The organism is Halomonas sp., assembly GCF_014859505.1.
Classification (GTDB): Bacteria; Pseudomonadota; Gammaproteobacteria; order Pseudomonadales; family Halomonadaceae; genus Halomonas.
The window spans coordinates 1-6817 of record NZ_JACUUD010000137.1 but is presented as its reverse complement, the minus strand read 5'-3'; the positions used below and the strand labels follow the sequence as shown (position 1 = coordinate 6817).

8 protein-coding genes and 1 pseudogene are annotated in these 6817 nt (G+C 66.8%); 5 read left to right on the top strand and 4 right to left on the bottom strand.

Annotation, left to right across the window (positions count from 1 at the left end):
- Positions 1 to 173 precede the first annotated feature (173 nt).
- Positions 174 to 602 (bottom strand): GNAT family N-acetyltransferase, encoded by a 429-nt coding sequence (locus tag IBX53_RS13705; RefSeq protein ID WP_290910195.1) that lies wholly within the window; start codon positions 600 to 602, stop codon positions 174 to 176.
- A 175-nt stretch (positions 603 to 777) separates the two neighbouring features.
- Here IBX53_RS13705 and IBX53_RS13700 point away from each other — a divergent pair, with 175 nt between their 5' ends.
- Entirely contained in the window at positions 778 to 1383 is a 606-nt protein-coding gene (locus tag IBX53_RS13700) for a YajG family lipoprotein (protein WP_290910192.1), read from the top strand.
- 66 nt (positions 1384 to 1449) lie between these two features.
- Here IBX53_RS13700 and IBX53_RS13695 read toward each other — a convergent pair whose 3' ends face one another.
- From IBX53_RS13695 to IBX53_RS13685, 3 genes are all read right to left on the bottom strand, one after another.
- Positions 1450 to 2088, bottom strand: coding sequence for a thiopurine S-methyltransferase (locus tag IBX53_RS13695; protein ID WP_290910189.1), 639 nt, complete (start codon positions 2086 to 2088; stop codon positions 1450 to 1452).
- A 10-nt stretch (positions 2089 to 2098) separates the two neighbouring features.
- A complete protein-coding gene (locus IBX53_RS13690) occupies positions 2099 to 2725 on the bottom strand; it encodes a TIGR04211 family SH3 domain-containing protein (protein WP_290910186.1) in 627 nt (208 codons plus the stop codon).
- A 241-nt stretch (positions 2726 to 2966) separates the two neighbouring features.
- Entirely contained in the window at positions 2967 to 3296 is a 330-nt protein-coding gene (locus tag IBX53_RS13685; RefSeq protein WP_290910182.1) for a DUF1820 family protein, read from the bottom strand.
- 244 nt (positions 3297 to 3540) lie between these two features.
- Here IBX53_RS13685 and miaB point away from each other — a divergent pair, with 244 nt between their 5' ends.
- The 4 genes and pseudogenes from miaB to IBX53_RS13665 form a co-directional block, all read left to right on the top strand.
- Positions 3541 to 4884, top strand: a complete 1344-nt coding sequence (gene miaB / locus IBX53_RS13680) for a tRNA (N6-isopentenyl adenosine(37)-C2)-methylthiotransferase MiaB (RefSeq protein WP_290910180.1) — start codon at positions 3541 to 3543, stop codon at positions 4882 to 4884.
- An 81-nt stretch (positions 4885 to 4965) separates the two neighbouring features.
- Positions 4966 to 6060, top strand: coding sequence for a PhoH family protein (locus IBX53_RS13675; protein WP_290910177.1), 1095 nt, complete (start codon positions 4966 to 4968; stop codon positions 6058 to 6060).
- Positions 6057 to 6572, top strand: coding sequence for an rRNA maturation RNase YbeY (gene ybeY / locus IBX53_RS13670; RefSeq protein ID WP_290910175.1), 516 nt, complete (start codon positions 6057 to 6059; stop codon positions 6570 to 6572). The genes IBX53_RS13675 and ybeY overlap by 4 nt, the downstream gene beginning before the upstream one ends.
- Positions 6569 to 6817: pseudogene (locus IBX53_RS13665) on the top strand (magnesium/cobalt efflux protein); the annotation flags it as partial. The gene ybeY and the pseudogene IBX53_RS13665, both read left to right, overlap by 4 nt.

Below are 6817 nucleotides of genomic sequence, written 5' to 3'. Positions count from 1 at the left end.
TCGCCACCCTGGTCATGGCGACCCGCCTGCCGCCGGTGGCTCGCACGCTGCCTAGACTACGCTATCGGTTCAGTCGTATTCAGAGACGCGTCACGAGTTAGCCGATTGGCTGGACGAAGGCCACCTCCAGGTCCCGAGAAGACCCTCGTCCCGCTGATCAGCTTCGATCCGACTCAGCTTTGCCAGGCCATCAGCGTCTCCAACTCGCCGGTGAGCGGCTCAAGGCGCTCCTCCACCACCTGAAAACCCAGGCGCCGGTAGAAGGAGACCGCGCGCACGTTGCGCGAGAAGACGCAGAGGGTGAGCCGTGAGTGATGGACCATGGCGTGAGCCATCAGCCGCGAACCGTGGCCGTAGCTCTGCAGCTCGGGATCGACGAACAGGGCCTCGAGGCGTTCCCCGTTGAGGGCGGCGAAGCCGATAACCCGCCCCTCCATCTCCAGCACCAGCAGCTCGTCGGCGCCGGGCAGGTGCTCTTCGACCATGGCATCGAGAGACGACTCCCAGTACTCGGCAGGAATGAAGTCGTGGGACCGCCGGGAGGCGCGCAGCCAGATATCGGCCAGCAGCGGAATCTCCTGAGGGACGGCGGGACGAATCATGATTATGCTCCAACGGGCTGTACCAGCGGCCGTGAGTCAGCGGGCATCGACTTCGGGGCTATCCCTACAGTGTACCCTTGAGGCATAGCCCCTGCCCGATGAATTCCGGGGACTGCCGGGAGGGGATATACTGCCCACCCGAACACCTACCCTCGTCGCCCCAGGGAGATCCCCCATGCAGCGTCGCCGCCCCCTTCGCACCCTCCTGCTTAGCCTCTCTGCCGGCCTGCTGACCGCCGGACTGCTCACAGCCTGCGCCAGCCCTCACTATCTGCAGCTCAACCCCCAGCGCAGCGCCGAGGTACCCGTCACCGGCAGCGGCCAGGCGGTCACGGTCATCGCCGTGGACGGCCGCGACAGCGAGGTGATCGGCACCCGTACCGGCAGCGCCATGTCGACGGCCACCATCACGGTCAACGCCCACGAACTGGTTCCACGCCTGCAGCGGGAAGCGGAGCGCGCGGTGAGCGACATGGGCTTTCGCCCCACCAGCGAACGTGCGCCGGGGCGCCCCAGCCTGACCCTGACCCTGGACCACCTGGGCTACGAGCGAGGCCAGAGCCGACCGGTAATTGACGAGGCGCGCCTGGAGTCGGTGCTCATCGCCGAGGCAGTCAACGGTGGCAACACCTACACCGGGACCTACACCTCGCGACGCACACAGAGCTACGCCGTACGCCCGGACCGCGACACCAACACCCGCATGGTCAACGATCTGCTCTCCGACGGTCTCGATCGTGCCTTCCGTGACCCGGAGCTGGGCCAGCTGCTGGCGCGCTGAGCATTTCCTGAAATGCCGCGAGGGCGCCCACTGGGCGCCCTCGCGGCATCTGAACTCCTGCTACCGCTACTCCAACGGCCCACGGCGCACCAGGGCCCAGATGCTCTCGCGAAAGCCACTGCCGGCCTCCGGCTCACCGTCCTCCAGGTGAGCGACATGGAAGTTGGGCTCGAACAGCTCGCGGACCTCGTCGTGCGATACGCTGAAGGGCGGTCCACCCTCATCGCCCCGCGCCCGCTCGAGGCTGATCAGCAGGCCGCGACTACCCGGCGGCACCAGCTGGGCCAGATGAAAGGCATAACGCTGACGGGTGGCCGGCGGCAGGGAGATCAGCGATGCGCGATCGTAGAAGGCCCCGATCTCCGCCGCCTGCTCGATATGGAAGTGGAAGAAGTCCCCCTGCCACAGCTCCACGCTGCCCTGGCGACATATCTGGAACCCGGCCTGGTGGTAGCGGGTAACGACGCCCTGCCCCTCGGCCACGAACTGCTCGATGGCCTCCGGCGCCAGTTCGATCCCCAACACCGGGTGGTCCCCGCTTGCCAGCCAGCGCATGTCCAGGCTCTTGCCGCACAGCGGCACCAGCACCTTGGTGCCGGGCCGGACCTCGAGGTTCGGCCAGTGGGCTACCAGCATCGGGTGGGGGCGATCGCGGTGGAAACCGATGCGCCCCTCACGCCAGCGCTCCAGCCATTCGTTGGCCATCCCCCCCTCCTCAGAACCAGCGATCACGCTTGCTCTTGCGGCGCGGCAGGTGGGGAACGATCAGGCCCACCAGCAGGCCCGCCCCGGCTACCCCGCCGCCATACATGAAGTAGCGCATCAGCAGATCCTCCTCCTGGGTATCCAGGCGGGCCTGCAGCTGGCGAATGGTCTGGAGAGATTGCTCGGACTCGGCGTTCAGCGCCTGGTTGCGCGCCTCGAGGTCGGCGATGCGAGCCTCGCTGGTCTCCAGGGCCTCGCGCTGGGCGGCGGTCCGGCTCTCCCACTGCTCATTGATGCCATCCAGCTCCGCGGAGAGCTCGGCCACCTGCTGCTCCAGTTCGGGCACGCGCACCTGGGCGCTGGGCGTCTCCTGCAACTCGCCGGAGAGAATCCAGACGGTGTTGCCTTCGGCGTTCTGCACCCGGCTGTAGTTGCCGCTGGTCTCGAGCTGCGTCACCGGCTCACCGGCGGTGAGGGTACCGACGATGCGGTAGCCATCGGTGGGGCCGCTGCGCACATAGGTGGTGAGGGAATCGCTGACCCAGTGGGTCGCGTCGTTCTGCTGGGCCTGGAGTGGCAGGGCAAGGAGCCCCAGGGCAAGGCCCAGGCTGAGTCGTCTGATGTCGTGTCGTGTCATGCCGTTATCCTGGCTAAAGCTGGCGGATTTCCACTCTGGCGCGACCTGTATCCGGCGCCGGCTTCCTGCCGGCGCCGCTGCGATGAGACGGCCGGTCTCCCTCGGTCGGTATCGACCGTTTCCCACAGGGACTTTTCCACAGCGCCTGTGGACAAGGTTCGGGACAACCGCTGGAAGGGTGCCTGCCAGCGGCGCTGCGCCTGCCCTGCGCCCTTGTCGATCATTTCATGACCAGTGTGCTTCAACGCTCCGGAGGGGAAGGCGGCGAAAAGGGCCGCGGGAACTCGGCCACTCGACCGTCGCTCCTCACCGCCCGGGGCGTGCCTCCCCGCTCCACCTCGTCGATACGCACGATGGCGTTGAGCGGCAGGTAGCTGCGGATGACGCCTTCGAAGGTGAGCCGCAGCTTGTCCGCGGAGGGGTCCACCACCAATCGAGAGGCGTCTTCGAAGACGAATTCCTCGACCTCGATGAAACCCCACAGATCGCTCTGGAAGATCTCGCGCGCGTAGAGCTCCCACACTTCCCCCTGCTGGTGGAAAACCACCCGATAGATAGGCTTCGCCGCCATGGTGCTGAGTGTTCCTCGAACCGGTGTTCCGACAAGAGGCGCAAGCGTAGCACAATCCCGCAGCCGGCGGCCCATGCTGGCCCCGTCGCCGGCCGACGCGTATAATCCAGGGCTAGTTTTCAGGTCCCCAGCGGCCGCGACTTCATGAGACCGCCCTTCCCGGGCAAATGCCTGGCGGGGCGGCATCCCCCATCTCATCCACCGGTGACAGACGTCGGGCGCCTGGCGCCACGACCCTATTCTTATGGCGAAGAAACTCTTCATCAAGACGCACGGCTGCCAGATGAACGAGTATGACTCCGCACGCATGGCGGATCTGCTCGGCGAATCCCACCGGCTCGAGCTCACCGACGACGAGCGCGAGGCCGACGTCATCCTGCTCAATACCTGCTCGATACGCGAGAAGGCCCAGGAGAAGGTGTTCCACCAGCTAGGCCGCTGGAAGAAACTCAAGGAGACCAACCCCGATCTCGTGATCGGCGTCGGCGGCTGCGTGGCCAGCCAGGAGGGCGAGGCCCTGCGCAAGCGGGCGCCCTTCGTGGACATGGTGTTCGGGCCCCAGACCCTTCACCGGGTGCCCTCGATGCTCGATGCCCGCCAGCGGGACCAGATCTCGGTGGTGGATGTCACCTTCCCGGAGATCGAGAAGTTCGACCACCTGCCCAAGCCGAGCGCCGACGGCGCTACCGCCTTCGTCTCGGTGATGGAGGGCTGCTCGAAGTACTGCACCTTCTGCGTGGTGCCCTATACCCGCGGCGAGGAGGTCTCGCGCCCCTTCGAGGCGGTGATGGACGAGGTGATCCACCTGGCCGACCAGGGCGTGCGCGAGATCAATCTGCTGGGCCAGAACGTCAACGCCTACCGCGGACTCAACCAGCTCGGCGACGAGATCGACCTGGCCGAGCTGATCGGCTGCGTGGCCGCCGTCGAGGGCATCGACCGCATCCGCTTCACCACCTCTCACCCAGTGGAATTCACCGACAGCCTGATCGAGGCCTTCGGCGAGATCCCGGAGCTGGTCAGCCACCTGCACCTGCCGGTGCAGTCGGGCTCCGACCCTATCCTGTCCGCCATGAAGCGCGGCCACACCGCGGAAGAGTACGTCGAAAAGATGGAGCGCATCCGCGGGCTGCGCCCCGACATCAGCTTTTCGTCCGATTTCATCATCGGCTTCCCGGGCGAGACCGAGGCAGACTTCGCGGCCACCATGGACCTGATCGGACGCATCGGCTTCGACCACTCCTTCAGCTTCGTCTACTCGGCACGCCCCGGCACCCCGGCGGCCTCGCTGGCCGATGACACCCCGGAGAGCGTCAAGAAGCAGCGCCTGGCGATCCTTCAGGAGCGCATCAACCAGCAGGCGATGCAGATCAGCCGTCGCATGGTGGGCACCACCCAGCGCATCCTGGTCACCGGCTTCGCGCCCCGCGACCCGGGCCAGCTCTCCGGGCGCACCGAGAACAACCGGGTGGTCAACTTCCGCGCCGCCAACCCCACCGAGCTGATCGGCTATTTCGTCGACGTGGAGATCACCGAGGCACTGCCCAACTCGCTGCGCGGCGAGCTCGCTTCGCCCGAGATCCACTGATGCCCCCGGCCCCTTTATTGCCCCGGCAGGCGCCGGGGCAGTAAGCTGCCCTAAATCCATCTTCCATGGGACTCGCCAGTCTTGAGCCAGCCATCCACTCCGGCCAACCGCATCATCACCCTCAATCTCGAGCCCAATGATCCCCGCCGCCTGGCCAACCTGTGCGGCCAGCGGGACGAGCACCTCAAGCTGGTGGAGGCGCGTCTCGGCATCACCCTGCGCAACCGCGGCAACATCTTCCAGCTGGCGGGCCCCATCCACCGGGTCAAGGCCGCCGCCAACCTGCTCGAGCACCTCTACCGCGAGACCGAGGCCAACGACCTGGAGCCGGATACCGTGCACCTCTTCCTGCAGGAGTCCGGCCTCGAGGCCCTGGAGGAGGACGAAGGCAGCGAGGAGAGCGGCGAGGTGCTGCTGCGCACCCCGCGCACCCTGATCAAGCCCCGCGGCCTCAACCAGCAGGCCTACGTGCAGAGCATCCGCGCCCACGACATCAACTTCGGCATCGGTCCGGCCGGCACCGGGAAGACCTACCTGGCCGTGGCCGCCGCGGTGGAGGCGCTCAACCAGCAGGAGGTGCGTCGCATCCTGCTGGTGCGACCGGCGGTGGAGGCCGGCGAGAAGCTCGGCTTCCTGCCCGGCGACCTGGCCCAGAAGATCGATCCCTACCTGCGCCCGCTCTATGACGCCCTCTACGAGATGATCGGCTTCGAGCAGGTCGCCAAGCTGATCGAGCGCCAGGTGATCGAGATCGCCCCGCTGGCCTACATGCGCGGACGCACCCTCAACAACGCCTTCATCATCCTCGACGAGAGCCAGAACACCACCCGCGAGCAGATGAAGATGTTCCTGACCCGCATCGGCTTCGGCTCCACCGCGGTGATCACCGGCGATGTGACCCAGGTCGACCTGCCCCGCGGCCAGTCCTCGGGGCTGATCCAGGTACTGGATGTGCTCAAGGGAACACCGGGTATCAGCACCACCCACTTCGCCGCCAAGGATGTGGTGCGCCACCCGCTGGTGCAACGCATCATCGAGGCCTACGATCATTTCGAGGCCAAACAGGAGGTCGCCGAGCGCGCACGCAAGGAGGCCAAGGAGCAGGAGCGCGAGGCGCTGCGCCTGGAGCGCCAGGAACGCCTCGACCGCCTCGACCGCGAGCGAGGCGAGTCATGAGTCGCGCCCGGGTCGATCGCCAGGTGGCCCTCGTGGCCGAGGGGCTGCCGAGCCAGGCCGAGCTCGAGGCCTGGGTCGACGCCGTGCTCGACCGCCATGAGGTGGCCGACGACAGCGAGCTCACCGTGCGTCTGGTGGACGCCGAGGAGAGCCGTGCGCTGAACCGCGACTACCGCGGCCGTGACACGCCCACCAACGTCCTCTCCTTCCCCTTCGAGTGCCCGCCCGGCGTGGTGCTGCCGCTGCTCGGCGACCTGGTGATCTGCCACCCGGTGGTGGGCACCGAAGCCGTCGAGCAGGAAAAGTCCCTGCGCGATCACTACGCTCACATGGTGGTACATGGCACCCTGCACCTGCTGGGTCATGACCATATCGAGGATGACGAGGCCGAGGCCATGGAGGCGCTGGAGCGCAAGATCCTGGCCGGCCTCGGCATCGACGACCCCTATCGTGACACCGGCAGCACTGCCCGCAACGACGTCGCTAACGAGGACGAGAGACCCCACCCATGAGCGAAGATCGATCGAGCGGCCAGGGCGGCCGATCCTGGCTGGAGAAGCTGTTCAACGCCCTGTCCGGCGACAGCGATGAGCCCAGTTCCCGTGACGAGTTGCTCGCCTTCCTGCGCCAGGCGGCCACCCGCCTGAAGCTCGAGCAGGACGCCATGATGATCATCGAGGGCGCCCTCAAGATCAGCGATCAGCAGGTGCGGGAGGTGCTTATCCCCCGTTCCCAGATCACCGCCATCGGCCTCGAC

Excerpts from the sequence above, each read along its gene's own strand:
- ybeY (WP_290910175.1), top strand. The coding sequence starts at position 6,057 with ATGAGTCGCGCCCGGGTCGATCGCCAGGTGGCCCTCGTGGCCGAGGGG.
- IBX53_RS13705 (WP_290910195.1), bottom strand. The coding sequence starts at position 602 with ATGATTCGTCCCGCCGTCCCTCAGGAGATTCCGCTGCTGGCCGATATC.
- IBX53_RS13690 (WP_290910186.1), bottom strand. The coding sequence starts at position 2,725 with ATGACACGACACGACATCAGACGACTCAGCCTGGGCCTTGCCCTGGGG.
- IBX53_RS13685 (WP_290910182.1), bottom strand. The coding sequence starts at position 3,296 with ATGGCGGCGAAGCCTATCTATCGGGTGGTTTTCCACCAGCAGGGGGAA.
- miaB (WP_290910180.1), top strand. The coding sequence starts at position 3,541 with ATGGCGAAGAAACTCTTCATCAAGACGCACGGCTGCCAGATGAACGAG.
- IBX53_RS13695 (WP_290910189.1), bottom strand. The coding sequence starts at position 2,088 with ATGGCCAACGAATGGCTGGAGCGCTGGCGTGAGGGGCGCATCGGTTTC.
- IBX53_RS13700 (WP_290910192.1), top strand. The coding sequence starts at position 778 with ATGCAGCGTCGCCGCCCCCTTCGCACCCTCCTGCTTAGCCTCTCTGCC.